Here is a 26,197-nt window from a genome sequence, read left to right on the forward strand (position 1 = left end):
GACACTGAGTTTGCGTAGCGTGTGTCTCGAAGAAGGGCATCTCGAAACAGGCACGATGAAACCAAGTTTCGCCGCGGTGCTTGCACCGCGCTGAGGCGAGAATGTGGCGGGACCTCATTCTTGAGGCTATGGTGAGAGCTTCTGCATCGAAAATGCTCTGCTCTAATTATTGGACACCGACACAAGCGAGCATCGCAAGAGTGGACCGCGCATAAAAAACCGTCGAGCTGAAGCTCGACGGCCAAGGTTCTTCTCGTAAGATCGACGAAGTGCTCACGAACTGATCTTGTTGATCTTCACCTTCGTATACATGCTGCGGTGGCCGGTCTTGCGACGGCTGTTTTTGCGTCGACGGATCTTCTGTACCACCAGCTTCGGGCCCTGCTCGGGACCTACCACTTCTGCCGTGACGCTCGCGCCATCAACGGTGGGCGTGCCCAGCTTCAAGTCGCCGGAGCCGTCACTGACGGCCAACACCTTCTCAAAGGTGAATGTCTCACCTGCGGCGATGTCACGGTAATCGACCGTAACTTCTTGTCCTTCTTCCACTTTGTGCTGGCGGCCGCCATCGGCGATGATTGCGTACATGATAGTCGTGATTCGTAATGGGGGACTGGTAACTGAATAGCTAGCCGCGGTGCTACGCACTGCGGGAAACTGGAACCCTTCTTTCATGCCAAAGGTTCGTACATAGTTTCGAGCCCCATAGAATAGCAATTTCTCGCCGCCTGTCGAGGGGGCGAACAACCGACGCCCAGCGAGACTTGCCTATTTTGTGGTGAACTGCGTGCGGGCGATTTCCTGCCCGTGGCCCTCGCCGGAGCCGTCTGAAAGCGTCAGAGCAGCGGATACTGGGCCTGAATCTTCCGCAAAAAGTGCTTCAGGGACTGGGGCCAGAAGCGCGTGGCTTCCCGAGGATTCCTGCAAAGTGCCGGCAAATGTCCATTGATCCTCAGCAGCGATTAGCCAGAGCTGATACTCTTGGCCTTGGGGCGGCTTGGGAAGGCCTACCGCGTGGAAGTGCAGTTTTCGAGAAGGCACATCCCAGGTCAGCATCGCTGCCAGACCGGGCCGCTGCGGCGACTCAAATGCTGCACTTCGTAGCCCCCCTGTTCCAGCCAGTCGCTGGGCGGACTGCATCACGCTTGCCAATTCTTCTGCCGCCTGTTGTCGTTTGTCTAAAGCCGCCTGATCAACGCGATTCTCAGCGCTGCGCTCCATCAGCGTCGAAGTGACAATTCCCCCAACTGCAACGCCGACGAGCGTCGCGGCCCAGAGCATGCCGCGTGACCATGTGGCTCCCTCGGTTTTCTGAGAGGCAACTTCCTGAGGTTGATCGAGTGCTTCAGACATGCCAAAGGCTATTGTCGGAGGCGGGGACTCTAGGGGCGCTGAACTTGACTGCTTTTTTGGCAGCGACGCCATCAGCCGCGTTCGCATTCCCTCGGGCGGTGCAACAGGCTGAACGGTTTCCGCTAGTAGGGAGAAGGCGGCTTGCGAGTGATTGTAGGCCTTCTGGCAATCGTTGCACTGAGACAAATGCGCATCGATAGCCGCTTGCTGCTCGCTTGGCAGTTCACCAAGCAAGGCATCATTCAACAGCGGTTGGCATTGGTCGCAGTTCATGAGTTTAAGTGGCCACGTCACCGGAACGTCGTCGCTCGCAACGTTTTCTTCACTCAATCAAGACCACCGTCTAGCGACGGTGGCCTCGCCCTTCTTTCTCTCTACTCTCTACTCTCTCAATGTCCCCGCTTCGTGAGCAGCTACTGCGGAGCGTAGTTTCTCCAAACCCGTACGGATATGCGTTTTCACCGTCCCTAGTGGCAGTTGCAAATGATCAGCAATCTGCTGCTGTGTTAATCCTTCAAAGTAGGCCGCTTCGAGGCAAGCTCGCTGATCCTCCCCCAAACTGTGAAGCACCTCGTGAACGAAACTCATCGTTTCATTCTCTACCGCCGTCTGCTGAGGGCCCTTCACCGGCGAAGGCCCCGAGGCCAGCCGTCCCGCCTCGGCACTGTATTCCGCCTCGTGGGTCGATCGCGTGGATTCCGATCTAATCCGATCAATCGAACGGCTCCGAGCCAGGGTTGTAAAATAGGTACGGACCCGACCCCGCTCTGGATTGAATCGATCTGCCCGACGCCAAATTTCATAAAAAACATCGGATAGAACAGCTTGCGCTTCGGCGGGACGCCGCAGAATCTTGAGGCATAATCCGTACAAGTGGCCCGAGTAGCGGTCGTATAGCTCACCGAGGGCAGCTTCTTCGCCCTGAGCGACCTGGCTCATGAGTTCCGCATCGCTGACCCTCGCCGGCTCCGCTTGCGGGCCTGTGGAACCCGAACCGCCTGTCGCGGGGGAGTCCTTGGCTAGTAATGGCTCACTGCTGCTCATACGCCAGGCCCCCGAGGTCGAGGCGGGCTGAGCGGAGGCGAAATTCTTGAGACCCCATCGGTCATCCAACAATCTTTCAATTCGCTGATCGCGTTGGGGACACCAACTGCCGGTGCGCCCGTCTGCCGCGAAAGGAGAAATCGAAAGGCAAAAGGCTCCCCTTCGTGCGTCATCAGGGTGACAAGAACGGCAGCGAATCGATCTCGCGTAATTGCTTCGCCGACCAGAAACGACTTGGCATCAATAAGCGGTCGATAGCCGGGCCCGGCCACCATGGCGGCAAAGCGCTCCAGCGGTCCAGTCACGACGCGATTCGAGGGAGAAGCCAGCGCGAAGCAGTTCGCGATCGCCGTGGGGTTCGTACTGCTTTCAACGAGTGCTTCCATCTGAAGCTGCACTACTTCCCGCGGTGACCAATCAGGATTGGGCGTCACGGTTGCGTTGTCGGGAAGCTCAATCGAAGACGTTTCCGTCGAAGGTTCTTCCGCGCTGCTCCGGCCGTCACCTCCTGAACCGAACAGGCTCACAAGCACAGCCCCCAATAAGACGCCACCCCCGAAACCAACCAAGGCATTGAAGGAAGAACGGGATCTCGCAGGTTGATCAGACATCAAGAAAGCTCGGTGGAAGCATTGGGGCATCTTGCACGTTAGAACGCGACCGAGCGAGGGTCAAGACGCACAATCCAGCCAAATAAGCGTGGTTCTCTTTTTGATTTTTTCATAAATCTAAACGCGATTTTCAATCGTAACCTCACCGGCCCATGCGCTCCGTCGATTCTCTCAGGAGGCTCGCGGGGCGCTGTTTTGTGCATTCCCATGTGGCCTTCGCGCTACATGGGAATGCCTTGTTGGCTTGACTGACCCCCCAACTCACAGCCGCCAACCTATCCCGCGGGCCAATCTCTGGCGAGCCCGGCAGCCCCCCACGTTGCTGCCGGGCTCGTTTTTTCTAATACCTATTAAATCGTAGGGTGCGTGAGCGACAGCGAACGCACCAACGGTACTGCGGTGCGTTCGCTGTCGCTCACGCACCCTACCTACTAGGATAGCAAGCATGCCCACGCTCTCCTGGATTACCGAATCGCTACGAGATCTCGAAGAAGAGGATCTGCTCCGCGAGCTGCCCCTCGGGCTGGAAGTGGCTAAGCCGCGAGCGGGGGGGCTCGTCAACTTTGCCTCGAACGACTACCTCGGACTCGCCAGCGATCCCCGGGTCGTCGAAGCTGCCAGCGCCGCTTGTCGTGATCAGGGTGTCGGGCGTGCCGCGAGCCCGCTGATCTGCGGTCGTTCGACTTTGCATGAGCAGCTCGAACGAGAACTTGCCCGTTTCCTCAATGCGGAAGCGGCCCTGCTGTTCACCAGTGGATATGCCGCCAATGTGGGGATCATTCCCGCACTCGTTGATCGGGGCGATTGCCTCTACGGAGACGCCCTCAATCACGCCAGCCTGATCGACGGCTGTCGGCTCGCGCGGGCTGAGCGAAAGGTCTATCGCCACGGCGACATAGAGCAACTCGAAGCGATGCTCCAAGAGGGCCGGAACTTCCGCCGTCGCCTAATCGTCAGCGATACGCTTTTCAGCATGGACGGCGATCTGGCCCCGCTCCCGCAGCTCGTCCGCTTAGCCCAAAAACACGACGCGATGCTGCTCATCGACGAGGCGCACGCCCTGGGAGTTTTCGGAGCAAATGGCTGTGGCGCGTGGGAACACTTTCGTCATGAAATTCCCGATGACGACTCCTTGCCGGTCGTTCGCATCGGGACGCTCAGCAAGGCGTTCGGATCGGCTGGAGGTTTTGTTGCTGGAAGTCAGAACCTCATCCATTGGCTTGCGAATCGAGCTCGTAGCTACGTCTTCTCCACAGCACACCCAGCCGCCAACGCTGCGGCAGCACTCAAGTCTCTGGAGATCGTCCACTCAGACCGGACCGCAGGGACAAAACTTCTCAGCCGAGCGGCCGAGCTACGAGCGAGCCTCGTTGGGCAAGGCTGGGACGTCGCTCCTTCAGCAAGCCAAATCATCCCGCTGCGTGTTGGCTCTGCGGAGCGGGCAATTCTACTGGGGAAACGACTCCGCGAGGCTGGCTACTGGGTCCCAGCGATCCGCCCTCCCTCGGTCCCCGAAGGGCAGTCACTCCTGAGGCTGAGCCTGACAGCAGCCCACACGGAGGAAATGATCTCTGGGCTCCTTGCGGCTTTGGGTACCAAAGAGCCCGATTAGCCGTCGAGCTTGCTCGGCGCTTGATTCTTGGGCAATTCTATCGCTGAGCAAGCTCAGCAGCGAAACATCCGGAAAAGCCCTGCCGATCATGCCGGTCGTATCGGTTCTGGCCTTATATGTCCGCAAGCCGTAACCCTATGCCCAGCAAAAACTTGACCCCACTCCTAGGGCTACTTAGTATCGAGTGAGGGACAAAATGTTTACAAGTAGGGGCTTCCGGTAAAGTAGAATCTACCGGTGCATCGCTCGCTCGTCTTTATTTTGGGCGTACGCGGGTCCGCAATCAGTAATAGGAAACAGCGTTGGGCATCATCATTCTAGCCGTGATTGGAATCATCGCCCTGCTTGCGCTGGTGGCGACGTTTCTGAGCATCAAGAACTGGCACTGGGCACAGATGCTCCTCGTGTTGGGGCTGTTTCTTTTCTCGCTCTGCGCACTTTTCCTCTCCGCTGAGGTATTACGGATCCATCAAGCACTGCGGAAGAACTTGCCAAGCAACCGGGCCAAACTCGAAGAAGCCCAAGCAATCAATGATGCGTTGCGTAAAGGGAGTAGCGACGCTGGCCTGATTGGTCGTGTTTTCCGCGGCACCGAAGGCGGCTCGCCATTTGGGGCTGATGTTCAGCGGATGCCCAGCCTCGCTCAACTCAATCAACAAGTGAAACAACTCACCCGTCAACGCGGCCGCGTCTGGCGTGGCGTGCGCCCACAAGGGGGACTCAACCAGGGAACGATCCAAGTCGCCATCCCGCAGCCCTCGCCGCACGGCCTGCCACCCGAAGCGATCGTCTATGCCTTCGAGATCGGCTTGGCGAACGGGCCAAATCCGCAAGAGGGAGCCCAGTACCTGGGGCAATTCAAAGTCGAAAGCGTGTCTGCCGAAGGAGCAGTACTTTCGCCGATTCAGCAACTCGACGGACGCACTGGTCCGCGATTGGAACAAAGCCAGGGACCTTGGAGCATCTATGAAACGATGCCCGACGATCGTCACGAACTTTACGCGGAACTACCGCCTGAGCAGAAAGAGCAAATCCTGCGACGCTTGCTTCCTGGCGAGACCGTCGAAGAGTACCTCCGCCACGGAGGCCCTGCGACGGCTGACGACGATGAGTTCCACGTCGCCGGCTACGACGAGGATGGCAAGCGAGTGCCACCCGACGAAACAGACAATGCCGCTGAGAAACGATACGATCGCCCTTTACGTTCTTATGCCTATCTATTTGACGAGCTCAATCGCGAGAAGGTGGTAATGCTTGCGGATCAAGTGGCTCTTCAACGAGACATCGAACTGGTCACGCAAGCCCAAGAAAGTGCCGCGAAGCTAGAGTCTTACCGCAAGGCAGAGAAGGCGAAACTAGCTCAGGACAAGAAACTAATGATCCGTGATCGGGAGGCAATCGAAGCCCTCTCGCAGACACTGACCAACATGGTCGAAAACGCCAGCGGCTTGCTGAAGCAGGCCCTCGACGCAAACGCCCAGTTGGCTGATCAGCTCATGCTTCGCCAAGTCGGTCGGATCGAGACTTCAACGCGATAGCACACGAGCCGAGAGGCGTCAGCCCTCGGGTACGTTTGCTTCTCTCGCCACTCTGGCGAACAATGCTAGCATCGGCAACCCATACGCAATGCCAGCCTGGGTTCCTCTATCGGTAGCCTGGGAAGAAAAGTACCCTTGGCTAAAACTGAATCTAGCCCCTACCCCCTCGCCCCTGGCCCCTCTCCATGGGATTCGAAAACCGCGACTACTTCCGTGAAGACCAGCCCGGCGTGCAGCTTTCCATGCCGCAGACGGTGACGATGCGCTTGGTGCTGCTGAACGTGGCGATCTATTTCCTGCAGTTAATCATGCAGTCCGGCGATACGTCGGTGATCAATCAGTACTTCGCACTGAGGGCTGACTGGTTCTCGCGTCCCTGGCAGGCCTATCAGCTACTCACTTACGGTTTCCTCCATTCGCTAGGTAACGTGGGTCACATTCTGCTGAACATGTTCATGCTCTGGATGTTTGGTTCGCAAGTTGAACAGCGATACGGACCGAAAAGCTTTCTCGCCTTTTATCTCACTGCCATTGTTTTCGCCGGACTCGGTTGGTCGCTTACTGAGCTGGCCTACCAGGGTTCGCCCTCAGGGATGCTTGGCGCTTCAGGCGGAATCGCAGCCATGTTTATTCTCTACGCTTTGAATTGGCCGCATCGTCAAATCATGTTTATGATGATCATCCCCGCGCCGGCTTGGTTGGTTGCATCGCTCGGCATACTACTCGACATGCAGGGCGCTATCTCTCGCAGTGGAAACGTCGCCTTCACCGCCCACTTGGCGGGCGCACTGTTCGGTTACCTTTTCTACCGAACGGGCTTCAACCCACTCGCGAAACTGCTTGACGGTGCTTCCGCTCCCAAAATTCGCCGTGGCCCCAAACTGCGAGTTCATACCCCCGACGATGACGAGGATGAAGGCGACAGCGAAGTCGATCGTATCCTCCGCAAAATCAGCGAACAGGGTCAGGACAGCCTCACAAGGCGTGAACGGAGAACGCTCGAACAGGCCAGCCGAGAGATGAAAGGCCGCCGGTAACGCTTGCGAACCCAAGGCAGCCGCGACTTAAAAGGTCGCCGGAAATTACTCGTTGGCTTTCGGCGACCTGTTAGGTCGCGGCTAGTGGAAACTTCAACAACTCATTATTACTTGGCACGGAAGCCATGCTGCGAATCCTACTCATCGTCGCTGCCCTTGCGACTGCGGCGGTTTGGCCACGGGCTACAGAAGAGCCTACGGCGAAACCGCAAGCGTCGCGGGTGACGGTTGGGCAGCTCGTTGAGGTTCCTGGCGGTGCCTTCTCGATGGGCGCACCGCGACCCTTCCCAGCGGATCAGCAACCCGTGCATCGCGTCGTGGTCGAACCCTTTCAAATGGAAGCCACACTCGTCACCAATGCTCAGTTCGCAAAGTTTGTCGAAGCTACCGGCCACGTCACCACTGCTGAGCGACGTGGCACTTCACGAGTCTTCGTTCCAGCAAAGCGTGTTTGGCGGGAGGTTGCCGGAGCGACTTGGCGAAATCCCAAAGGGCCGGGCAGCTCAATCGCTGGGCGTGATGATTACCCCGTGGTGCATGTCTCGTGGTACGACGCCAGTGCGTACGCGGCTTGGGCGGGCCATCGTTTGCCGACCGAGGCTGAGTTCGAATATGCCGCTCGTGATGGAAGAGTTGATTGCCCCTATCCGTGGGGCCGAGAGCTCGCCCCCAGCGGAAACACCTCACAGAAAAAGTGGCTCGCCAACGGTTGGCAGGGCTGGTTCCCCCAGGATGATGCTGCTGAGGACGGCTATCACGGCCTTTCCCCCGTGGATGCCTTCCCACCCACGCGTTGGGGGCTCTACGATATGGCTGGGAACGTCTGGTGCTGGTGCCAGGATAGCTACGACCCCGAAGGCTATGGAAAAATCGCTTCAGGCAACACTCCTCGCCAAACCAGTGAACATCGGGTCCGCCGTGGCGGTTCATGGTTGTCAGCGGCCAACTATGGTGATGGGCTGGTCGTGAGCTATCGCGACCATGCCCCGCCCGAAGAAACAACCAATCACACTGGGTTTCGGTGTGCCGAGTAGGGTCCACTATGCGGACAGAGAATAGTCGCTTAGCGATCACATTCAAAAAGCTCAGTCTCACAGAGCCACCCAAGAACCAATTCAATGGTCCGCACAACGGACCCTCCGAACTGAGGCCTAAAGCCCCGTAAACCCAAGACAGACTCTCCATGAGCGACACAGCACAAACCATTATCGTCACCGGTGCCAGCGGCCTCGTTGGTTCCGCCCTGGTCACGGCCCTTGAGAACGACGGCCACAAAGTCATCCGTGCGGTGCGTCGAGAAGTGAAAGACTCCGCACGTGAGTTGCACTGGGATCCCGACAAGGGTGAAATCGACGCCGATCGGTTCGAGGGCGCGGATGCCGTCGTTCATCTTGCGGGAGAGGGGATCGCCGACAAGCGTTGGAACGAAACGGTCAAGCAGCGAATCCATCACAGTCGCACCAAGGGCACCCTGCTGATCGCCGAAACGATGGCCAAGTGTGAAAACAAACCCCACACGCTCGCTTGCGCTTCAGCGATCGGCTACTACGGCAACTGCGGCGACACGGTACTCACGGAGCAATCCCCAGCCGGCAAGGACTTCCTCGCCGATGTTTGCCAACAATGGGAAGCCGCCTGCCAACCGGCGCGCGACGCGGGCATCCGTGTTGCCAACATGCGGATTGGTGTGGTCCTCAGCACCAAGGGCGGTGCGCTGGCCAAGATGCTCCTCCCGTTCAAACTCGGCGCTGGTGGTGTGCTGGGAAATGGTCAGCAGTACTTCAGTTGGATCACTCTGGACGATCTCGTCTCCGGAATCCAGCACGTCTTGAACACCGAATCACTCTCCGGCCCCGTCAATATGACGGCTCCCAATCCGGTGACGAATCACAAGTACACCAAGACACTTGGCAGCGTACTCGGACGTCCCACAATCATCCCGGTTCCCGCCTTTGGTGCGAGACTCGCCTTCGGCGAAATGGCCGACGCGTTGCTGCTCGCCAGCATGCGAGTGAAACCAGCGGTGCTGACCGACACGGGTTTTAGCTTTGCTCATGCTGAGCTAGAGCCGGCGCTGGAATATTTGCTGAAGTAAGACTTCGCAAATTCAAGGGGCCCTAGCCGTAGTGCTACGCACTGCCGGAAGAATGCCTTCTCGCAAGCATTAAAGTCGCTAGAAAGGCTGACCGACCGCTCGCGGAGAATACTGGCGGAGTCGTGGCTCCGCGGCTAGTGGCTCAGAGAAACAGATTTTCAGCCAGCCTCGTAGACAAACCGAGCCCCACTCAGAGCCCTATATCTGAGCCTCCTTTAGCGTTAAACTGGGGGTTTCACGAAAAGTCCTGGCTCCCGGTCCCTAACCCCTCGCCTCTCTCTACATGCATTCTCAAGTTGTTGTTCTCGGAGGCGGTCCCGGCGGTTACGCCGCGGCGTTTATGGCTGCAGACTTGGGACTGGAAGTTGCCATTGTCGAGGCCGACCCGCGACTCGGCGGCACTTGCCTCTTGCGGGGGTGCATCCCTTCGAAGGCATTGCTGCACGTTGCCAAAGTGATCAGCGAATCGCGCGAGATGCACGAGTGGGGCGTCGACTTCACCGAACCAAAGCTCAACGTCGACACGATGCGGGCGCGTAAGGAAAAGGTCGTCGATACGCTCACCGGCGGGCTGGCGGAATTGGCCAAGCGTCGCAAGGTGAAAAAGATTCACGCTCGCGGGGTGTTTGTCGATTCGACCACGCTGCAACTCGAAGGAGGCAACCCCGACACCTACGAGAGCGAAAGGATCACGTTCGATCATTGTATCCTTGCCACCGGCAGCGTCCCGGCGATGCCTGGGATGTTCAAGATCGGCTCCGACCGCGTGATGGACTCCACCGGCGCACTCGCGCTGGAAGACATCCCTGAATCACTCTTGGTCATTGGCGGCGGTTACATTGGCCTTGAAATGGGTACCGTCTATGCGGAGCTCGGATCGGAGGTTTCGGTCGTCGAGATGACCTCAGGCCTGCTCCCCGGAGCCGACCGCGACTTAGTAAAGCCACTTGCCAAGCGGCTCTCCCAATTGCTCACCGAAATCCACCTCGAAACGAAAGTCACCGCGCTGCGTGATGCTGGCGATAAGGTCGAAGTCGATATCGAACATGCCGAAGGCAGCGAGACCAAAACCTACGACCGCGTGCTCGTCTCCGTCGGACGTTGGCCGGTCTCCAAGGGCTTTGGCCTCGAGAACACGAAAGTCGAAGTCGACGAGCGCGGCTTCGCGAAGGTGGACAACCAGCAACGGACCACTGACCCGCACATTCTGGCCATCGGCGATGTGGCGGGCGATCCGATGCTCGCCCACAAAGCCGCTTATGAAGGAAAAATCGCCGCCGAAGTTCTCGCCGGCCACCCGGCAGCCAACGACACGCAGGCAATTCCTGCCGTGGTATTCACCGACCCCGAAATCGCCTGGGCGGGTCTCACCGCCGAGGAAGCAAAGGCCCAGGGACGCAACGTAAAAATCGCCCAATACCCCTGGCAAGCTAGTGGCCGTGCGATCGCCAACGGCAGGACCGACGGCATGACAAAGTGGATCGTCGACCCCGAGACCGATCGCGTCCTCGGCTGCGGCATTGTCGGCTCTGGCGCAGGCGAACTAATCGCTGAAGCCGTGGTTGCCATCGAAATGGGCTGCCAAGTACGCGACCTCGCCGAGAGCATTCACCCGCATCCAACGCTCAGTGAAACGGTGGCGTTTGCGGGGGAAGTTTATTTGGGAACCGCGACGGAAGTTTACCGGCCGAAGAGATAGATGACGGTCACAGCTGCTATTTGAACCACAGAGATCACGGAGAACACGGAGGTTTGTTGGAAACCGCAAGATAGCCGCAAGCCGCCATGCAAGATGAGCAACTAACGAGTGAGGTTATTGGGTGTGCGATGGAAGTTCATCGTGCGTTGGGGCCTGGGCTGCTCGAATCGACTTATGAGAAGTGTTTGCTTTTTGAGTTACGCGAAAAAAGGATCAACGCCGAGGCTCAAGTTGCCTTACCCATCAAATATAAAGGCGAATCACTCGATGCCGGCTACCGAATTGATTTACTGGTTGAGGACAAAGTAATCGTCGAACTCAAATCTATTGATTCACTGCTACCGATCCACGAAGCTCAATTACTCTCCTACCTAAAGCTAAGCGGTCTACACACCGGACTATTAATCAACTTCAACACCAAACTATTAAAAGAAGGCATCAAGAGAATGGTTAACGGCTAGGCATAAGCGTCTCTAACAAACCTCCGTGCTCTCCGTGCCCTCTGTGGTAAATAAAAAGAAGCTTCAAGAAAGCAACCATCATGTCAAATGCCAACCTCGAACCCCGCTCTCCTATTCCTGGCGACGTCGACCCTGGTGAAACCGCCGAGTGGCTCGAATCGCTCGATTACGTCTTGGAGAGCAAAGGCCCGGAGCGTGTCCAGCAGTTGCTCGCTGCACTCGACGAGACGGCCCATCGCAATGGGGTCGAGCTGCCGTTTACTGCGACCACACCCTACATCAACACGATCCCCGCAGACAAGACGCCTGCATTTCCAGGCAATCGCGAACTGGAACGCCGCATCAAGTCGTTTGTCCGCTGGAATGCGATGGCGATGGTCACGCGTGCGAACCGCGACCCGGCGGCTCCCGGTGGGCACATCAGCACCTTCGCTAGCTCCGCCACCTTGTATGAAGTCGCGTTGAACCACTTCATCCGTGGTCGTGGCGAAGATGGTTACTCGGGCGATCAGGTTTACTATCAGGGCCATGCCGCTCCCGGCATGTACGCCCGGGCATTCCTCGAAGGCCGACTCACTGAGAAAAACCTCGTGAACTTCCGTCGCGAGCTGAGTGAAGGCGGCGGGCTTTCCTCTTATCCTCATCCGTGGTTGATGCCTGAGTTCTGGGAGTTTCCGACCGTCTCGATGGGCCTCGGCCCAATCATGTCGATCTATCAGGCTCGCTTCAATCGTTACCTGACTGACCGGGGCATCAAGGATGTCGCTGGCAAGCGTGTCTGGGCGTTTCTGGGCGACGGCGAGTGCGACGAGCCGGAAACTCTTGGCGCGATCACCCTCGCTGCCCGCGAACATCTGGACAACCTCACTTTCGTCATCAACTGCAACCTACAACGGCTCGACGGACCGGTCCGCGGCAACGGCAAGATCATTCAGGAACTCGAAGGCGCTTTCCGTGGCGCTGGCTGGAATGTCATTAAAGTCATCTGGGGAAGCGACTGGGATCCGCTCATTGAAGACGACGAGCATGGCCTGCTCGCTGAGCGCATGATGGCCACGATCGATGGCGAGTATCAAAAATATGTCGTCAGTGGTGGAAAGTACATTCGCGAACACTTCTTCGGCACCCATCCTGAGCTGCTCGCGATGGTGAAGAACTACTCGGATGAGCGTCTCGACAAACTCAAACGAGGCGGTCACGACCCTGAAAAAGTCTTCGCTGCCATGCAAGCTGCCACGGAGTGTGAAGGGCGCCCGACGGTCATCATCGCCAAGACGATCAAAGGCTACGGCGTGGGTGAAAGTGGCGAAGGGCGTAACATCACGCACAATCAGAAGAAGCTCAACGAGCAAGAACTGCGTGAATTCCGTAGCCGATTCGGTATCCCTATCTCCGACGAACGCGTAGCCGAAGCACCGTTTTATCGCCCCCCGGAAGATAGCCCCGAAATGAAATACATGCGCGAGCAACGCGCTAAACTCGGCGGCAGCGTCCCGGCACGCAACAACGACCCAGTGCCTATGGAAGTGCCTCGCCTGGCAGACTACTCCAAAACAATGGACAAGCTTGCCAGCGCTGATGAAACCAAACCGATGTCCACCACGATGGGCTTTGTCCGTTTGCTGGGTGATCTTCTCCGTGACAAAAAGATCGGTAAGCAAATCGTTCCTATCGTGCCGGACGAATCGCGTACCTTCGGCATGGAGGGCCTCTTCCGCCAAGTCGGCATTTACGCCCACACCGGGCAGCTTTACGAGCCGGTCGACTCCGATCAGCTCGCCTTCTACAAGGAAGCAAAGGACGGTCAGCTTCTCGAAGAAGGAATCACCGAAGCGGGCTCGATGAGCAGTTTCATAGCCGCAGGCACCAGCTACTCGTCCCACGGCGTGAACATGATCCCTATGTTCATCTACTACTCGATGTTCGGCTTCCAGCGCATCGGCGACCTCATCTGGGCTGCCGCCGATTGCCGGGCGAAGGGTTTCATGCTCGGCGGAACTGCAGGGCGGACGACGCTCAATGGCGAAGGTCTCCAGCACCAGGATGGCCATAGCCTTTTGAATGCGATTGCCTTCCCCACAGTCCGCGCTTACGACCCGGCCTACGCCTACGAGACGGCAGTCATCATCTTCGACGGTATGAAGAAACTGTACGAAGAGAACGAGACAGCCATCTATTATCTCACGCTGGAAAATGAAAACTACGTCATGCCCCCGATGCCCGAGGGATGCGAGGAAGGCATCATCCGCGGCATGTACCAGCTCAAGGACAAGACCACCGACGACGCCAAGCATCGCGTTACGCTTCTCGGCAGCGGACCGATCTTGCGAGAAGCGATCCGCGCCCAGCAGATTTTGTTTGAGAAGTACGATGTCGCCAGCGACATTTGGAGTGTCACCAGCTATACCGAACTCCGCCGCGACGCACAGGAGTGCCAACGCTGGAACATGCTCCACCCAACCGAAGAAGCGAAAGTGCCTTATGTGGCGGAGCAACTCGCGGCCGTCGAACACCCAGTCGTCGCCGCCAGCGATTACGTGCAAGCCCTGCCCGAGCAAATCGATCCTTGGGTCCCCGGCGGATTAACCGTCCTGGGAACCGACGGTATGGGCCGTAGTGAAAGCCGCGAAGCCTTGCGACGCCACTTCGAAGTCGACGCCGAATGCATCACCATCGCCGCGCTCTACGAATTGAGCCGCCGTGGTGAGATTGATGCGAAGGTTGTAGCGAAAGCGATTCAAGATCTCGGCGTCGATCCCGAAAAGCAATCCGCTCTGTATGCATAAGAGTTACCAGTTTTCAGTGTTCAGTTTTTCAGTTCCCAATGGCTGTGCCAGATCGAAACTGAAAATTGCTCCTCACTGAAAACTGAACACTGACAACTGAAAACTAATTTACTATGCCAACACAAATCAAACTTCCCAACCTAGGCGAAAACGTCGAGTCCGGTGATGTCCTCACCCTGTTTGTGTCCGAGGGAGATACCGTCTCCAAAGACCAAGACTTGATGGAACTTGAAACCGACAAGGCGACCCTGCCGATCCCTTCCCCCGAGGCGGGTACGATCACCAAGATCTTGGTGAGTGAAGGTGACACCGTTGAGGTTGATCAGGCGATTGTTGAGATCGATGCCAATGGTGCGGCGAGCGCTCCTGCCCCAGCGGCTGAAACACCTAAAGAGGAGGAGCCTGCACCTGAGCCGGAACCTCAACCCCCAGCGTCGCAGCCGTCAGCGCCACAACCTCCCGCAGCCCAACCTCCAGCACCGCAGCCTGTCGCGGCGACCCCACCGCCAGCTCCTGAACCTGCACCTGCTCCAGCTGCGACACCCGCGCCTGTGGCAGAGCCTCCAGCTCCGGTAGCAGCGCCTCAAGCGAATGTTGATCTCCCCGGTGATGGACACTCCGCCGCCGCTGCGGGGCCTGCCGTGCGTCGTTTGGCCCGTGAATTGGGCGTCGATCTTCGCAGCGTGAAGCCCGCCAGTGGCAATCGCATCACCGAAGCCGACGTACAAGCGCACGTCCGCGCTGCCAATCAGCAGGCGACCGCCAGCGCCCCCAAAGGCGTCACGCCCCCGGGGATGCCGGACTCCGACAGCGGAGGAGCCGTTCGCGTCGAGAAGATGACCCGCATGCGGCAGACCATCGCCCGCAACATGGTCGCCTCCTACACGACGATCCCGCAACTCACGAACTTCGACGACGTGGACGTCACGGACCTGGAGCGTATCCGCAAGGAGAGCAAAGAGGACTATGCCGCTCAGGGCATCAAGCTCACCCACATGCCATTCATCGTGAAGAGCGTTGCCACGGCACTGAAGCATCACCCAATCGTCAACGCTTCGGTCTCCGACGAAGGCACGGAGATCATTTACAAAGAGTACGTGAACATCGGCATCGCCGTCGACACCGAGCGCGGCTTGGTGGTCCCCGTGTTGCGAGACGCGGATCGCAAGAGCATCCCAACGATCGCTTCAGAGATCGCTGAAATCGCCGAAGCGGCCCGCACGGGTACGCTCGCCGTCGACGACATGCGCGGTGGCACGTTCACTATCAGCAACCTCGGCGCGATCGGCGGCACCTACAGCACGCCCATCATCAACCCACCCGAGGCCGCTATCCTCTTAATCGGTCGCAGCCGCATGCTGCCGCAGTTCGATAAGGAGAGCAAGACGTTCGAACCCCGCCTGATGATGCCCCTCTCGCTCACCTACGACCACCGCATCGTCGACGGCGCCGCAGCGGCACGGTTCTTGAATGACGCGAAGAGCTATCTGGGGAATCCAGGGCGGTTGTTGCTCGCGCCGTAGATTATTGGTTCGTCCCAAAATTGACTTTCGTGCGAAATCGGAGTCATAATGGACTTATGCAAATCAACATCCCTCCACTCGCTGAACAACAGCTCGCGCAACACGCCACCGCTGCTGGCTACAGCGATGTCACGGTCTATGTCACAGAACATGTGCTCGCACTAGCTGAGCAACCAACGTCGCAAGAACACCCACCACTCAGCGAGCAACAGTTGCAAGCCAGTCTCGCCTCTTGCGACCTAAGTATGGCACAGTTTGAGCAAGGCTTAGGACTCACAACGGAAGAGGCGCGTGAGCGCACGAAGAATCTCCTCCGCCAGCAAGAACCATGAAGCAATACAAGGTGCGCACCTCGCCGCACGCGACCGAGAAGATTGCTTACTATGGAAGTTACATCGCTCACAAGTCCGCGTCATTAGAAGTTGCCGATCATTGGGTTGATCAAGTTTACGCGGCCATCGACACACTCGCTCACGCCCCGTATCGATTCGAACTTGCCGAAGAAAATGCCCATCGCGACTACGAGGTCCGCTGTCGAGTGATCGGCAATTATCTTGCCCTCTACACCGTTGATGAAGAAGCAGGCGTAGTTCGCGTTCTGAACTTCCGGCATAGCAGGCAGTTGCCACAGCCTGAGGAGTTGCCTTAGCGTTGAGCAATAGCCAACGGGCTCTTGATTTGTTCAGAATCTTTTATGCGATGCCTGCATTTCACGTTATTCAACGCTGCCTGAACCAAACTCTGCCGTTTCGTACGGAGCCATCAACTCACTTTCGATTGCAGATAACTCAACCTGCTCTCGGGCGGTAAGTTTCCGTTCGCCTAGATCAAAATCTTGCTTCACAGTCTCGTTGCCCTGGCCGCGTGAAATGCTTTTGACCGTTCCATCCTCATATAACGAGTAGCGGCATGGCTCGGTACCACTTCTTCGTCGGACGCTTCGCAATTCGCCATCTGGGAAATAACCTACGGCCAGACCGGACGTTCCTGGCCCAAATTCTTCGTTGACTGTCGAACAACTTGTCGTTGCCCCTAGGCGATTGAGCCAACGCAGAGAAATCACTCTTCCCTGTTGCGTGGCCAATTGCACCGGCAAGCGATCAAAGGCCTGCACTCCGTTGCCCTCGCTCACTTCGCTCAACAGCTTACCAGTCTTGTCGTAGTACTTTGCATTCCAAACCCGAAATGGATGCAAGATGGGACCCGTGGAAATAGCTTCCTGTCGTACATAGCACGTTCCTTCAGACAGCAACTCGCCAGTGGGGTAAAAGCATTGAAACGGTTCATATTCCGAACCTGTTAGCTCCACTTTGATGCTGCTCTTCCCGATGAATGATCCCAGCTCACCTTCAAGACGGACCCAACTCCTCCCAAAAAATCCCGGCTCACTTTCCCAACCTAGTCCGTGATAGTACCCGCGGCACTTCCCATGCCCGCAATAAACGGAGATTGCTTCTTCGCGAGGCATAAGATAGGTGCCCCACAACCCAACAACGACCATGAGCGCAGTCAGCCCACCAAGCAAATAGAGCAGCTTCCGCGATTTCGGCTTCTCATCGATCATCACTCAGCGTCCTCCGCGCCTCTGCGTGGGACCAAACAAGCAGCTAAGCCACGAGTGGCGCGTTCGCTCACATCGTGAACCCCAGAATCGGGAAACAAAGCACCGGGATACTCAAGCTCGCGATCCCGATCCACCAGCGCACCTCGTCGATCTCCACCTTATCATTGGCGGTCTTCGGATGGTGGATGCCCATCAGAATCACCAGGATCAGCATCGGGGTCCACATCACGGCGTGGTCGAGGTTGATCACGATGTAAAAGATTGAGAACGACGTGAACACCTTGGCGATCGTGTGCGCTTTGTCCAGAAACAGGGCGTAGATCGTGTGTCCACCGTCGAGCTGGCTCACGGGAAGCATGTTCAACCCGGTGATCAGCATCCCCACCCAGCCGGCCATGAAGTACGGGTTCACCTGCGAGAGGGGAATCCAGCGCGTGCCCGCCCATTGCGGTTGGAGGTAGTCGAGCATCCAACTCCCCAGCACCGGCAGATAGAGTTGCAATTCGTCAGGCTTCTTCGGTCCCCCCAACTGTAAATCGCCAATGCCCCACCAGAACACAGGCACGGCTACCACTAACCCGGCCAGTGGTCCGGCGATGCCGATGTCGAAGATTTGCCGCCGGTCAGCACGCATCCCATCCATGCCGATCACGGCGCCCATCGTGCCGATCGGATTAAATGGCACGGGAATGCACATCGGGTAGCTGGCCGCGATGCGATACTTCACGGTTTGGATGAAGTGGCCCATCTCGTGCGTGAGCAGAATGGCGAGCACGGCCACCATATATTGCAGCCCGATTCGCCAGTTTGCCGTGACCGTCTGCCACATCGCCTCGTAGGTGCCGAGATAACGCGGGTGAGTCGGTTCCCACTCCGTGCAGCCAACCCAAAAAGTCGACAGACACGTGGCGACAAACAGCAGAATCGGCAAGACCGTGCGACGCTTGCGGAACTCCCGTGGCGGCTCCAGGTCGGAAGCCTTCAATTCAGGCAGTTTCGCGTATGCCGGATCATGAAACGGATCATCCGGCCCGGGCTTCCGCACCGCTTGCGGCTTAGCCGTTGAGGGTTGGGCCGCCGTAGGTTGGGCCGCCGGAGTTTGGGCGGGGGCGTCTTCACTATTCTGCTTAGGCTCGTCCATCACGCAATTCTAGGGCAGAAAACAAGCCCCGTCGAAGGGGCAGCTCATTTCGTCTCTGAGCCGTGAGGCGTTAGCCCGCGGGTGGTATTCTCACAAGCTTCCACCCGCGGGCTAACGTCCTGCGGCTCATGGGTTGAAGACCTGTGGCTTAGGAGTCCAGCAGAAAAAATCCGCACATTCAGCACATTTTACCAAACGTCCACCCCAAGACTCGCCGATAGTTGTCGATGGACAGGCTGAAAAGTCTCGTCGAGCGTGCGGGGATTGGCCGCTTTTATTAAGGCAAGACTGCCGGTGATGAAAAACAACGCTCGTCGGAACTCAAGTCGCAAACAACTTTTCAAGAGATCGCGCTCGATCTGGAGCATTCTGGCTCGGACAACCGTTCCAGCCGCGATCAACAACGGGGGAACGAGTTATGAGTGGGGACACACTTCTAGCAGCTCTTGAGCGTCGGGCTTGGTGGGCATGTCAGCGATCGCGCGAGGCGATCGTCCTCGGCAGTTTTGCCCTCGCCTCGGTCGGTCTCCCTTCGCTCGTGCATGCCGAAGGTGCCGACTGCGACACGAAGAAGGATGAAAAATCCATCGTCGTGAAGGCCGGCGAAGCACTCGACCGCATCGCTTTGGCAGACGCGGAGAAAGTGTCCGAGGAGAAAAGCGAAAGCGACGCTTCTTCGACGGCTCCACTTGAGCCAATCGCTAATGTCTCTGACTACGAACCCGACCTGGCCGATGAGCCAACGGCAATTGCTGAAGAGCCTACCCCAGCACTGAAAGAGATCGCAACCAAAGACACCAACGACGAAGTCGTCGTTTCTGACCAAGCTGCGGAACAGGAATCAGCAGAAGCGGCTAGTGAAGAAGCCGAATCAGAAGAAACAGCATCCACAGAAATCCAACCTTCGAGCTTCTTCGGGGCCACCCCTGGCTACACGAAGCGGGATACACTCGTCGAAGAGTGGGGCGTTCCGGTCGATGGCGATACCGCCTCGAACCTCTTGGTTTACGAATTAAAAGGTTTCCCTCGTGTCACGGTTCGACTCAAAGACGACGTCGTCTCGCGGATTCGCGTCCAACTGAGCAAGCCTTTCGTCGCCAATTCGCTCATCGAACGGCTTCAGCTCAGCAGCTTCGACACCTACACGCGCACCAACAGCCGTGGGGACGTCACGGAGACGGTTGTGCCTGAACGCGGTGTTACGCTCAATCACGAATTGATCCGTGCGGACGATCTTGCTTACAGCTCGGAAGACCAATCCGTCCAGGAAGCCACCGGCGAGTACCTCGTTCACGGCCTCGTGATCGAAACGATTCAAGGGGAGCACTTCCTCAGCCGTGCTGAGCGTCGATCACCACGCGATTATGATGCACGCGTGGCCGATCTGGAAACGGCTTTGACCTATGATAGCGAACTGGCTGTCGCGAAGCTCGAGCTTTCAAAGATCGGCTTCGAGTTAGGACGTCCCCAGCTCGCACTCGAACTTATCGAAGAGGCCTTGGAATCCAATCCTGAGTCCTCGGAATTTCAACTGCAACGCGCTCGCTGCCTCACCACGCAAGCCAAGTACGGTGAAGCCGTGGCCGCTTGCCAGAAACTCTTGGAGTCGACAGAGACGCCAAAGCTCGTCCGTGCTCAAACGCTTTACCAAATGGGTTTGCTGTCGGCTTTAGGCTCGCAGGAAATCGCTAAGCAGACCGTGCCTCTGCACAACAAGGCGATTGAACTGGCTGACGAACTGTCGATCAGCGAAGACCCTGCCGTCGCCAGTGCCGCGGGTAAGCTGCTAGTGGATGCTCACCTTGCCGTAGCGAACGCGATTTCCTCAGGGGAGTGGCAGGATAAGGAAGCAACCGTCGCCCAGTGGATCGAACGCGCTTCGGGGCTCGCTGAACAACAGATCGAAACGAATGTTGCGAACCTGCATCTTCGTTTGCAAGTCGCTGTGGAAGCTTTGGCCGCCGGTGCTAAGTTGAGTCCGCCAATTGATCCCAAGCTGTGGGTCGCGGAGGCGGAAGAGACGGCTGCCAAACTGAACGCCCTCAACGGTGACACTTCCGCCACGGAAGCCACCAACTGGCAACTCGGTCTGGCTTACTACTTCGCCACCGACATCCAGCATCGTCGCGGCAAGAGCGCTTCGGCTCTGCGTTACGGCGATCTGGCCGAATCGCAACTGGCGGAACTTGCCGAGTCACGCAGCGAACTCCCTGACACGGACTTCCTGGTCGGACGCCTCTACTTCCAAATCGGTGCCGTCCACGCGGTTCATCGCAGCGATCACGACATCGCTTGCAAGTACTACGACAAGGCTGGTGAATTGCTCATGCAGCCCTGCCCTGTCACGGCTCTGGCTAGCCCAGGTCGTCACGGCGACGCTTTGGTAAGCATGGGCGTCAGTTACTGGCACGTTGGCCAGAAGACACTTGCCTACGATTACACGAAGAACGGCGTTGAAATCGTCAGCCAGGGCATCAAGGAAGGCCTGCTCGAGGGCGATGCGTCAGCTGTTGCTGAAGGGAACCTCGCCGCGATGGATCGTGCGATGGGCAAGGTCGAGGTGATCGCCCCAGTGACACCGACTCCGCAAACCCAAGTTGCAAAGAAAAGCAACCAGCGTCGTACGAACTCGAATAGCTCGAAGCAACGCGTCGCACGAAAGAACTCGCAGCAACGCAATCGTACGCAACGTCGCTAGTTCAGCAGCTTTCGCGAAACATTTTACCAACCACTAGCCGGCGACCTACGCGTCGCCGGTTTTTTATGCGCTACTGCTAAAAATCCAACACCATCCCGTCGGTGCCAATCTCAACGTTTGGGAAGATCTTTCTTGCCGCTTCGAGATCCAGCACCGAATCATCATCAAATAGCGGATTGATGTGCACGAGCACCATCCGCCCAATCTCGGCCTTCTTGGCGACCTCGACCACGGGCGTCAAGCAACTGTGCCCGGTCAGTTGCGCGTGTTCCTCCATGCCGTCGTCGAAGTTGCACTCGTGGATCAGCAAATCGACACCTGCAATCTTTTCGAGATAGTCCGCGTCCGTTTTGGCAACTGTATCAGTAACGTAAGCCATCGAACGATCAGGCCAATCCAGCCGATAGCCGATCGAACCGCCCGGGTGCTCCAGCGGAAAATGCGTCAGCTTGCCGCCGTGGGGTAGCTCGACACTTTCGGCAATCGGCTGCATGTCGATCGGCGGAAGCACCGGGAACAGCAGCTCTGAGAAGAGATGCTCGCGGATCGCTTCGAGCTTCGCTTGCTCGCCGTGCACATTCACGCGCTCCACGTTCTTTTCATGCAGCACGTCGAATAGAAACGTCAGCCCAATGCAATGATCGAGATGGGCGTGAGTGAGAAAAATGTCAAGCGTCTCGGTCTCGATCAGTGGCCGCGCCCGATAAATGGCCGTCCCCGCATCAAGCAACACCCCAATCTCAGGCAGCATCAAACAAGCCGTCTGGCGACGATCGTTGGGGTGATAGCCAGTGGTGCCGAGAAGGACGAGTTTCATCAAAAGTAGACGGCGGGGAGATTCTTGTTCCGACGATATTCATTGACGCAGTGCTATATTGTAGCTAGTGAGTGCAAATATCGCATCTAGCATTTCTTGGCCGATTTTGTAGGTCCCACGCAGAGACGCAGAGGTCGCGGAGATTCCTAGTTGAAAGTGTCATTCCGACGGGAGGCTCGCCGACCGAGGAATCCGGTCTAAACTCAGGTTGAGTCAACAAGAGTACACGCCCGATTCCTCGGTCGCTGGGGCTCGGTCGGAATGACATAATGGCACACTTGGCACACGTGCATCGAAAACCGAAGATCGGCTCCGCAATGAATCAGCCTCCAGCCCCCAACCACTCTCCGCGTCTCTGCGCCTCTGCGCGGGACCTCTACACCTGCCTTCTGTTAAGCCTTACCCTACTCGCCGGCTGCGTCCCATCTGAGAAGCGTGAGGTGATTGTCTACACGGCACTCGACGAGCCCTTCTCGCAACCCGTGTTCGACGAGTTCACCCGCGAGACGGGCATCGCCGTTCGGGCAAAGTTCGATACCGAATCTACCAAGACCGTCGGCCTCACCCAAGCGATCATTGCTGAACGGGAAAGACCCCGCTGCGATCTGTTCTGGAATAACGAAGTCGTCAATACGTTGCGACTTGAGCAGGAAGATCTCCTCGCCAGCTACGCCTCACCCGCCGCGAAAGTTTTCCCCAAGCAATACCGTTCCCCCCAAAGCCACTGGCACGGCTTTGCCGCACGGGCCCGCGTGCTGATCGTGAATACGGAGCTACTCGCCGAAGAAGATCGTCCCGATTCAATCCTCGCGCTCGCGGACGACAGATGGAAAGGCAAATGTGGGCTGGCTAAACCCCTAGCCGGAACAACGGCCACCCACGCCGCTTGCGTCTTCGCCGCCTGGGGAGAAGACCGCGCCAAAGAGTTCCTCAGCCAAGTCGCCACCAATGCCCAAATCCTCAGCGGCAACAAGCAAGTCGCCCGCGCGGTGGCCGACGGGCAAATCGCGTTCGGCCTCACCGACACTGACGACGCCCTCATCGAACAGGCCGCGGGAAAGCCGGTCGCGATTGTTTACCCCGACCAAGGTGAGGGCCAACTGGGGACGCTATTCATCCCCAACACAATCGCCCTGATCCAAGGCGCTCCCCACGGCGAAGATGCAAAGCGATTGGTTGACTTTTTGCTCTCACCCAAAGTCGAACGAATGCTGGCCGAGGGGGCGAGTGCGCAGATTCCGCTCAACCCCAAGGTCAAAGGCTCCGACCGCGTCGAGACCCCACAAACCGTGCGGGCGATGGAGGTCGATTTCGGGGAAGCGGCCAAGCAGTGGGATGTCGCGGCGGAGTTTTTGCGGGATGAGTTTACCGTCAAATAATTCGCGGCTGTGGCATCCTGCCGAAGTAAAAAAACTGAATCGTTAGTCTTATCGCACATCAATGGCGTGTAATAATTACGCCTTGATTTTTGCAGCTGTTACGAATTGAGAGTTGGTAATAATCAAAATCCCAAACTGCCACCATGGTATCGGAGATGTTGAGCGACATGCGCCAGTCAACTTCATTTCCCCCGGGGAAATCTGGGGAGCCAAATCGTTCGACGAGAAACGCGAACAGTGCAATAAACCCAAGCATTCCAATATCTTTGTCATCCAATACGGAGATATCGCCCAAAGGAATACCAACGATTAGTGTTTCCTCATATTCCGTTCGTGCAACGCCCAACCACTCGTCGAGTCCGTGAAAGGGTGTTTGTTGCATAGCTCAATTCTAGATCAACTGGTGTTGCGTCTGCCATTGGTTATTCAAGCCTACAACCCCCGCCGATGCCGCTTCCGCGGCCTTCTCCCCGGCGGTGGTGGCGGAGCGGGTTTCTCGGGCTCCTCCGGCTTCAGTTCCTCCGCCGGCGGGGCGGCTTGAGCAACTGTTTGGAAGCCTTCGATCTCGTCGCGTTCCAGAAGCTTGTTGATCAGCATTTCGATCCGCGTCAACTCACTCCCCTGCTCTGGGGTGACAAACGAAAAGGCGATGCCCTCGCGGCCCATCCGCCCGGTACGGCCGACACGATGCACGTAATCGTCGGACGACTGCGGCAGGTCGTAGTTGATGATATGCGAGATACCGCTCACGTCGATCCCGCGGCCTACGACGTCGGTCGCGACCAGCAGTTTTGATTTCTCGGCACGAAAGGCTTTCATCACGCGGTCGCGGACGTTCTGGGCCATGTCGCCGTGGATGCAGGACGCGTCTTTGTACTTTTTGCTGAGCTTACGATGCGTGCGATCGGTTCCCCGCTTCGTCCGGCAAAAGATAATCGCTTGCTCCGGCTCTTCTCGCTTGAGCAACTGAAGCAGAAGGTCGAACTTCCGTTCCTCTTCGACGGTAAAGTAACGCTGCTCAATCGTGTCGGCGGATTTTCCCTTGGGGGAAAAGTCCATCACCTCGGGCTCTCGCATGTAACGCTTGGCGAGGCGTTCGACCGCCGGCGCGACCGTCGCACTGAGCAGCAACGTCTGGCGATCACGGGGACACTTACGAAGAATCTTCTCGATGTCGGGCCGAAAACCGATATCGAGCATCCGGTCCGCCTCGTCGAGGACCACGACTTCCAACTCACCAAGTTGGAGCGTTCCCCGCGAAAGGTGATCGAGCACCCGACCTGGCGTCCCCACGACAAAATCGCAACCCCGTTCGAGTCGCCCGATCTGCGACTTGATCGGCTTGCCACCGTAGACGGCCACAGTCTTCAACTTGCGACCATGTGACAGGCGTTCCACCTCATCGCGGACTTGCACGGCCAACTCGCGCGTCGGCACCAGTGCTAGCGCCCGTGGCCGTTTGCTTTTCCGCGGCTTGTCCATTCGCTCCAGAATGGGAATCGCAAACGCGGCCGTCTTCCCGGTCCCTGTGCGGGCTTGCCCCAGGACATCGATGCCCTCAATCGCACGGGGAATGACCCCCGCTTGCACGGGTGTTGCCGTCTCGTAGCCGACCTCCACCAGGGCGGCTTGCATCGTGTCAGAAAGATCAAGATCAGCAAACAGCGTTGGGGCTTGCTCGGAAGATTGGGAAGAGGACAACCGTCTATCGCTTATTTTGGGTGTTTTCGTGCGTTTTTCCTATGCTCAAGCTATCACCGTGGCCGCTTTGGGTCAACGCAAGCTATTGTCTCGCGCGGAGACAGTAACTCCAAGCTCCGCGTGGAGAGGCACCTCGAATCGGTCTCGTATTCGGTAAGTGTTGCAAGTTGGGTTGAGAAACCTGAGTCCAAGCTGCCCGCTTCTCAGAGGCTGAACCACGCGGAGCTTGGTTTTACAGAAGAATCTGTGTCATCCGTGTCCCGACCAGTCGGGATGGCCTAAAACTCAGCGCTACCAACACAAGAAACGACGCCCCGCAAGACTGGAGCGTCGTTCGATAACCTGCAAATTCCAGAAGCAGCGACTACTTCTTCGCACGGCCGCGCTTGGCGGTCGTTTTCTTAGGCGAACGCTTGGCAGTCGCCTTCTTGGTGGTGCGCTTCGCAGTCGCTTTCTTCTTCGGCGACTTCTTGGCGGCCTTTTTGGTTGTGACGCGCTTGGTCGTCTTCTTCTTAGGAGACTTCTTTGCTGCCTTCTTCTTTGGGCTCTTTTTAGCAGCTTTTTTCTTCGGCGACTTTTTAGCCGTTGCCTTCTTGGCGGTCGCACGCTTCGAGGTCTTCTTTTTAGGGGACTTCTTTGCCGTTCGCTTGGAAGCGGTCTTCTTCGCTGCAGCCATTATAGTTTGGCTCCTTCCTAAGGATTGGTACCCTGATCAAGTACAGAAGCTCTTCTCCCGGGTACCAAAGAGGCTAGGAAGAGCCGTTCAAAAAAGGGGGATCTCTAGGAAGAGCTCCTAGAGTTCATGCTGAGGTTGGTATGGTTCCACGCGGGCAGCGGTTGGGGCAACTGATGGTGCGGGATCGGGGTGCCCAAAAGGTTTGCGTTCAATTTTCGCGTCATTCGCCGAGGATGGCGACAGGGCAATCGTGACCTGCGGCCGGGGTGTCTCTTGCTCTGCTAAACGTAGCAGAACATGAAGCTCGTCCAAACTTCCCAGCTTCAATTGCGCGCATTGAAGCAGTTTTTTGTGAATCGCTCAATACGAATTGCGAAGAAAGTGAAAGTTTTTTCCGGTCTCTTCAGGTCGAGCCTCGCAGCGATCGTAGGCGTGACGTTTACCTCGGCATATCATTCGAAC

23 protein-coding genes are annotated in these 26,197 nt (G+C 57.4%); 13 read left to right on the forward strand and 10 right to left on the reverse strand.

The features are described from left to right. Positions 1-273: 273 nt before the first annotated feature. The 4 genes from rplU to RIB44_16040 form a co-directional block, all read right to left on the reverse strand. On the reverse strand, positions 274-588 hold the full coding sequence (rplU, locus tag RIB44_16025) for a 50S ribosomal protein L21 (GenBank protein ID MEQ8618083.1): 315 nt from the start codon (positions 586-588) through the stop codon (positions 274-276). A gap of 180 nt (positions 589-768) precedes the next feature. Continuing rightward, positions 769-1,626 carry an anti-sigma factor gene (locus RIB44_16030; protein ID MEQ8618084.1) on the reverse strand — a complete coding sequence of 286 codons (858 nt, stop codon included), beginning with the start codon at positions 1,624-1,626 and terminating at the stop codon, positions 769-771. Positions 1,627-1,734: 108 nt separating this feature from the next. Then, positions 1,735-2,397: a sigma-70 family RNA polymerase sigma factor gene (locus tag RIB44_16035; protein MEQ8618085.1), complete on the reverse strand. Its 663-nt coding sequence runs from the start codon at positions 2,395-2,397 to the stop codon at positions 1,735-1,737. Beyond that, on the reverse strand, positions 2,394-3,008 hold the full coding sequence (locus RIB44_16040) for a DUF4864 domain-containing protein (protein MEQ8618086.1): 615 nt from the start codon (positions 3,006-3,008) through the stop codon (positions 2,394-2,396). The genes RIB44_16035 and RIB44_16040 overlap by 4 nt, the downstream gene beginning before the upstream one ends. 445 nt (positions 3,009-3,453) lie before the next feature. Between RIB44_16040 and RIB44_16045 the strand changes: the two genes are divergently transcribed. From RIB44_16045 to RIB44_16095, 11 genes are all read left to right on the forward strand, one after another. Further along, entirely contained in the window at positions 3,454-4,620 is a 1,167-nt protein-coding gene (locus RIB44_16045) for an 8-amino-7-oxononanoate synthase (GenBank protein MEQ8618087.1), read from the forward strand. A 302-nt stretch (positions 4,621-4,922) separates the two neighbouring features. Continuing rightward, complete coding sequence (locus RIB44_16050) at positions 4,923-6,158, forward strand: hypothetical protein (GenBank protein ID MEQ8618088.1); 1,236 nt, start codon at positions 4,923-4,925, stop codon at positions 6,156-6,158. Between the two features lie 185 nt (positions 6,159-6,343). Then, a complete protein-coding gene (locus RIB44_16055; GenBank protein MEQ8618089.1) occupies positions 6,344-7,195 on the forward strand; it encodes a rhomboid family intramembrane serine protease in 852 nt (283 codons plus the stop codon). A 125-nt stretch (positions 7,196-7,320) separates the two neighbouring features. Then, positions 7,321-8,229 (forward strand): formylglycine-generating enzyme family protein, encoded by a 909-nt coding sequence (locus RIB44_16060; protein MEQ8618090.1) that lies wholly within the window; start codon positions 7,321-7,323, stop codon positions 8,227-8,229. A 149-nt stretch (positions 8,230-8,378) separates the two neighbouring features. Then, positions 8,379-9,290, forward strand: coding sequence for a TIGR01777 family oxidoreductase (locus RIB44_16065; protein MEQ8618091.1), 912 nt, complete (start codon positions 8,379-8,381; stop codon positions 9,288-9,290). A 283-nt stretch (positions 9,291-9,573) separates the two neighbouring features. Then, entirely contained in the window at positions 9,574-10,989 is a 1,416-nt protein-coding gene (lpdA, locus tag RIB44_16070; protein ID MEQ8618092.1) for a dihydrolipoyl dehydrogenase, read from the forward strand. Positions 10,990-11,075: 86 nt separating this feature from the next. After that, positions 11,076-11,450, forward strand: coding sequence for a GxxExxY protein (locus tag RIB44_16075; GenBank protein MEQ8618093.1), 375 nt, complete (start codon positions 11,076-11,078; stop codon positions 11,448-11,450). Between the two features lie 80 nt (positions 11,451-11,530). Then, positions 11,531-14,236, forward strand: a complete 2,706-nt coding sequence (aceE, locus tag RIB44_16080; protein MEQ8618094.1) for a pyruvate dehydrogenase (acetyl-transferring), homodimeric type — start codon at positions 11,531-11,533, stop codon at positions 14,234-14,236. Between the two features lie 113 nt (positions 14,237-14,349). Beyond that, positions 14,350-15,759 carry a 2-oxo acid dehydrogenase subunit E2 gene (locus RIB44_16085; GenBank protein ID MEQ8618095.1) on the forward strand — a complete coding sequence of 470 codons (1,410 nt, stop codon included), beginning with the start codon at positions 14,350-14,352 and terminating at the stop codon, positions 15,757-15,759. A 56-nt stretch (positions 15,760-15,815) separates the two neighbouring features. Further along, the gene (locus RIB44_16090) at positions 15,816-16,091 is read left to right on the forward strand and encodes a hypothetical protein (protein ID MEQ8618096.1); all 276 of its coding nucleotides are present in this window, start codon (positions 15,816-15,818) and stop codon (positions 16,089-16,091) included. After that, the gene (locus RIB44_16095; protein ID MEQ8618097.1) at positions 16,088-16,408 is read left to right on the forward strand and encodes a type II toxin-antitoxin system RelE/ParE family toxin; all 321 of its coding nucleotides are present in this window, start codon (positions 16,088-16,090) and stop codon (positions 16,406-16,408) included. Before RIB44_16090 ends, RIB44_16095 begins: the two co-directional genes overlap by 4 nt. Before the next feature lie 66 nt (positions 16,409-16,474). On the opposite strand, the gene RIB44_16100 is transcribed toward RIB44_16095, so the two are convergent. Together RIB44_16100 and RIB44_16105 are read right to left on the reverse strand one after the other, a co-directional pair. Next, positions 16,475-17,323 (reverse strand): hypothetical protein, encoded by an 849-nt coding sequence (locus tag RIB44_16100; GenBank protein ID MEQ8618098.1) that lies wholly within the window; start codon positions 17,321-17,323, stop codon positions 16,475-16,477. Positions 17,324-17,390: 67 nt separating this feature from the next. Beyond that, positions 17,391-18,464, reverse strand: coding sequence for a site-2 protease family protein (locus RIB44_16105; protein ID MEQ8618099.1), 1,074 nt, complete (start codon positions 18,462-18,464; stop codon positions 17,391-17,393). A 418-nt stretch (positions 18,465-18,882) separates the two neighbouring features. Here RIB44_16105 and RIB44_16110 point away from each other — a divergent pair, with 418 nt between their 5' ends. Next, positions 18,883-21,162, forward strand: coding sequence for a tetratricopeptide repeat protein (locus tag RIB44_16110; GenBank protein ID MEQ8618100.1), 2,280 nt, complete (start codon positions 18,883-18,885; stop codon positions 21,160-21,162). Positions 21,163-21,238: 76 nt separating this feature from the next. Here RIB44_16110 and RIB44_16115 read toward each other — a convergent pair whose 3' ends face one another. Further along, a complete protein-coding gene (locus RIB44_16115) occupies positions 21,239-21,979 on the reverse strand; it encodes an MBL fold metallo-hydrolase (protein ID MEQ8618101.1) in 741 nt (246 codons plus the stop codon). A 269-nt stretch (positions 21,980-22,248) separates the two neighbouring features. On the opposite strand from RIB44_16115, the gene RIB44_16120 reads away from it, so the two are divergent. Further along, the gene (locus RIB44_16120) at positions 22,249-23,358 is read left to right on the forward strand and encodes an extracellular solute-binding protein (protein ID MEQ8618102.1); all 1,110 of its coding nucleotides are present in this window, start codon (positions 22,249-22,251) and stop codon (positions 23,356-23,358) included. A gap of 58 nt (positions 23,359-23,416) precedes the next feature. Here RIB44_16120 and RIB44_16125 read toward each other — a convergent pair whose 3' ends face one another. The 3 genes from RIB44_16125 to RIB44_16135 all read right to left on the reverse strand — a co-directional run bounded on the left by RIB44_16125 (position 23,417) and on the right by RIB44_16135 (position 25,735). After that, positions 23,417-23,740, reverse strand: a complete 324-nt coding sequence (locus RIB44_16125) for a hypothetical protein (protein MEQ8618103.1) — start codon at positions 23,738-23,740, stop codon at positions 23,417-23,419. A 50-nt stretch (positions 23,741-23,790) separates the two neighbouring features. Further along, positions 23,791-25,059, reverse strand: coding sequence for a DEAD/DEAH box helicase (locus RIB44_16130; protein MEQ8618104.1), 1,269 nt, complete (start codon positions 25,057-25,059; stop codon positions 23,791-23,793). 364 nt (positions 25,060-25,423) lie between these two features. Continuing rightward, a complete protein-coding gene (locus RIB44_16135; protein MEQ8618105.1) occupies positions 25,424-25,735 on the reverse strand; it encodes a hypothetical protein in 312 nt (103 codons plus the stop codon). Positions 25,736-26,197 lie beyond the last annotated feature (462 nt).

The sequence above is a fragment of the Lacipirellulaceae bacterium genome, from assembly GCA_040218535.1.
In the GTDB taxonomy this organism is placed as follows: domain Bacteria; phylum Planctomycetota; class Planctomycetia; order Pirellulales; family Lacipirellulaceae; genus Adhaeretor.

Coding starts and splice junctions, on each gene's coding strand:
- rplU (MEQ8618083.1), bottom strand. CDS start 588: ATGTACGCAATCATCGCCGATGGCGGCCGCCAGCACAAAGTGGAAGAA.
- RIB44_16030 (MEQ8618084.1), bottom strand. CDS start 1,626: ATGAACTGCGACCAATGCCAACCGCTGTTGAATGATGCCTTGCTTGGT.
- RIB44_16035 (MEQ8618085.1), bottom strand. CDS start 2,397: ATGAGCAGCAGTGAGCCATTACTAGCCAAGGACTCCCCCGCGACAGGC.
- RIB44_16040 (MEQ8618086.1), bottom strand. CDS start 3,008: ATGTCTGATCAACCTGCGAGATCCCGTTCTTCCTTCAATGCCTTGGTT.
- RIB44_16045 (MEQ8618087.1), top strand. CDS start 3,454: ATGCCCACGCTCTCCTGGATTACCGAATCGCTACGAGATCTCGAAGAA.
- RIB44_16055 (MEQ8618089.1), top strand. CDS start 6,344: ATGGGATTCGAAAACCGCGACTACTTCCGTGAAGACCAGCCCGGCGTG.
- RIB44_16060 (MEQ8618090.1), top strand. CDS start 7,321: ATGCTGCGAATCCTACTCATCGTCGCTGCCCTTGCGACTGCGGCGGTT.
- RIB44_16065 (MEQ8618091.1), top strand. CDS start 8,379: ATGAGCGACACAGCACAAACCATTATCGTCACCGGTGCCAGCGGCCTC.
- lpdA (MEQ8618092.1), top strand. CDS start 9,574: ATGCATTCTCAAGTTGTTGTTCTCGGAGGCGGTCCCGGCGGTTACGCC.
- RIB44_16075 (MEQ8618093.1), top strand. CDS start 11,076: ATGCAAGATGAGCAACTAACGAGTGAGGTTATTGGGTGTGCGATGGAA.
- aceE (MEQ8618094.1), top strand. CDS start 11,531: ATGTCAAATGCCAACCTCGAACCCCGCTCTCCTATTCCTGGCGACGTC.
- RIB44_16085 (MEQ8618095.1), top strand. CDS start 14,350: ATGCCAACACAAATCAAACTTCCCAACCTAGGCGAAAACGTCGAGTCC.
- RIB44_16090 (MEQ8618096.1), top strand. CDS start 15,816: ATGCAAATCAACATCCCTCCACTCGCTGAACAACAGCTCGCGCAACAC.
- RIB44_16095 (MEQ8618097.1), top strand. CDS start 16,088: ATGAAGCAATACAAGGTGCGCACCTCGCCGCACGCGACCGAGAAGATT.
- RIB44_16100 (MEQ8618098.1), bottom strand. CDS start 17,323: ATGATCGATGAGAAGCCGAAATCGCGGAAGCTGCTCTATTTGCTTGGT.
- RIB44_16105 (MEQ8618099.1), bottom strand. CDS start 18,464: ATGGACGAGCCTAAGCAGAATAGTGAAGACGCCCCCGCCCAAACTCCG.
- RIB44_16110 (MEQ8618100.1), top strand. CDS start 18,883: ATGAGTGGGGACACACTTCTAGCAGCTCTTGAGCGTCGGGCTTGGTGG.
- RIB44_16115 (MEQ8618101.1), bottom strand. CDS start 21,979: ATGAAACTCGTCCTTCTCGGCACCACTGGCTATCACCCCAACGATCGT.
- RIB44_16120 (MEQ8618102.1), top strand. CDS start 22,249: ATGGCACACTTGGCACACGTGCATCGAAAACCGAAGATCGGCTCCGCA.
- RIB44_16125 (MEQ8618103.1), bottom strand. CDS start 23,740: ATGCAACAAACACCCTTTCACGGACTCGACGAGTGGTTGGGCGTTGCA.
- RIB44_16135 (MEQ8618105.1), bottom strand. CDS start 25,735: ATGGCTGCAGCGAAGAAGACCGCTTCCAAGCGAACGGCAAAGAAGTCC.